Genomic DNA, 2405 nt, shown 5'->3' on the forward strand with positions numbered 1-2405 from the left:
CCTACAATTCAAATGCCAATGATGTCGGTGAATTTATCGCAAAACGTCTACCTTCAAGTGACTTAGCAACTCCAGAGGCTGATGGTAAAACCATTCTAGACTGGGCTGCTGCCAATGGTCATGATGGTAGCCCGATTACTACCGCGATTAAAGAGCGCGTTGGTGGCTAATTCTGGCGATGTGTAATCGTATGAGTCAGTCAATGTAAATAAAAAATGCCGATAAGTAATTATCGGCATTTTTTATGTCGATAATTCACTCATTATGTTGATTAGCAATGACTATAATATCAGTCCTATACATGTCTATTTATTCTTTTGTTTCAATTTTTAGTTTGCTTACTCGTAATCTGTCATCTGCTTATCTATTTCGCTCTAAAATTCATTTTCTATCAATCCAGAAGCAAACTATTCATTCAGGGTTGAGCTATCTATTACAGTAAAGGCTTACTACGCGTTACGAACAGAAGTTAAAAGCACACTCAGTTGGCTGCTCTGCTTCAGGCATCATATTCTGCTATCTATAAATCTATTTATTTCATTTATCATCTGAGTGTAAGTTACCCGTAATCAAATATTACAGGCAATAAAAAGGCCCCAAAGGGCCTTTTGTGAATACTAACTTATATTGTATAGATTAAACCTTGAACTCGCGTACCGAGGCTTGCAGTTCTTCAGCAAGCATAGCGACTTGCTGACTTGATTGTGCGGTTTGATCTGCACCTATCGAGGTTTCTTCTGAAATAGAGGCAATATGTTCGAGCTTCTCTGAAACTTGCTGGCTAACGATATTTTGCTCTTGAGCAGCTTGAGCAATATGGTTACCAGAATCAAAGGCTCGGTGAACTGACTTACTAATGGTCTCTAAGGCTAGATTTGATTGTTCGTTCTTTTCAACACAGCTCTCTGCTTGAGTACGACCTAATTCCATAACCGCAACGGCTTCTTGCGTACCAAGTTGCAATACTTCAATCATCTGCTGAATTTCACTGGTTGAGTGTTGGGTGCGTGACGCTAAGTTACGTACTTCATCAGCAACAACGGCAAAGCCTCGTCCTTGTTCGCCAGCTCTAGCGGCTTCAATAGCAGCGTTTAGGGCAAGTAAGTTAGTTTGATCTGCAATCCCACGGATCACATCTAAAATAGAGCCGATTGACGCACTGTCGGAATGGACTTTATTAATAACAATACCAGCTTTAGCAACTTCTTCAGCAAGAGCAAGAATGGTATTTTTGCTTTCTTCTGCAAGCGTACGCATATGCTGTGTTTCTTGGTCAGCTTGTTTAATCTCATTCAGTGCTTGATCGGCGCTCATTGATACCTGTTGTGCACTTGAACTCAGTTCCGTGGTTGCCGCAGCAACTTGGTCCACTTGACTCTTTTGTTCTTGAATACCAATAGTGGTTTGCGAGGTAATCGCAGAGGTTTCTTCTGCCGCAGCAGCTAACTGATTTGAACGATCAACGATACCAACAATAAGGCTACGTAGGCTGTCGACTAATCGGTTGCAGTTTTTGGCTAATTCTGCGAATTCATCATGGCCAGTGTCATCTAATTTATGGGTTAAATCACCAGATGCTAGAACATTTAAGGCTTTATTGACTTTCTCTAACGAGCGGGTCAGTGGTTTAACAACAGCAATACTGACAATAATGGCGACGATGATGGCGGTTAATACCACCAGTAGCGTTTTAATGGCTGCAGAATCAATAATTTCTAATGCTGTAGTGCTGATATCTCCCGCGAACGTGTCGATTGATTTTGCTAACACGGTCATTTTTTTGTTGACGTCTTTGGCTGAGTTTTGCGTATCTGCTAACTGTTTAGCAGCAGCAAACTCATGATTTAATTGTTGTTGTTTTAGGGCTAAAAGTGAGTCGCTGCCTTTTAGTAACTTAAAGACTTTTGCACTTTCTGTGGTTAAATCTTCTAAAATTGAACTGCTGACAATACCACTGCCTTGACGGCCAATATGATCCAATTTGGATGAAGCTTCACTGACCATGTAATCGAGTTCTTTGATGATTAGGTCATACTTGCTTTGTTCGGTTGAGGCGACTAAATCATAAATTGTGGTAATGATATTGATAAATGTACTATCAACGAGGCTGGCTGATGCGGCCAAACTGCGTTCAGTTTGATCTTCACTAGTTTCTAGGTCGATGATGTCTAATAAAATAGATGATGAGTCGTCTGCAGCATTTTCAAGGTTACTGCGCATTTTGAGTAATTTTTCTTGCAAGCTTAGGGCACTTTCGCGCTCTACGAGCATTTTTGTAGCACTCGCTTCATATACTGCGTAGCTTTTAGTTAACGCTGCCAACGGCGCAGTAAGTTGATTCTGTTTGCTTACTAAATTATTTAAGCGAGCTAGATCTTTTTCAAATGCGTTATCTAAGTCAGTGA

General features: G+C 40.6%; 1 protein-coding gene. It reads right to left on the reverse strand.

Annotation, left to right across the window (positions count from 1 at the left end; translation table 11 throughout):
* Window positions 1–636: 636 nt before the first annotated feature.
* Window positions 637–2405, reverse strand: a 1769-nt coding sequence (locus tag CXF78_RS20390) for a methyl-accepting chemotaxis protein (protein WP_102037780.1), incomplete at its 5' end; no start/stop codon positions are given.

Source organism: Shewanella sp. 11B5, assembly GCF_002836795.1.
GTDB classification, from domain to species: Bacteria; Pseudomonadota; Gammaproteobacteria; order Enterobacterales; family Shewanellaceae; genus Shewanella; species Shewanella frigidimarina.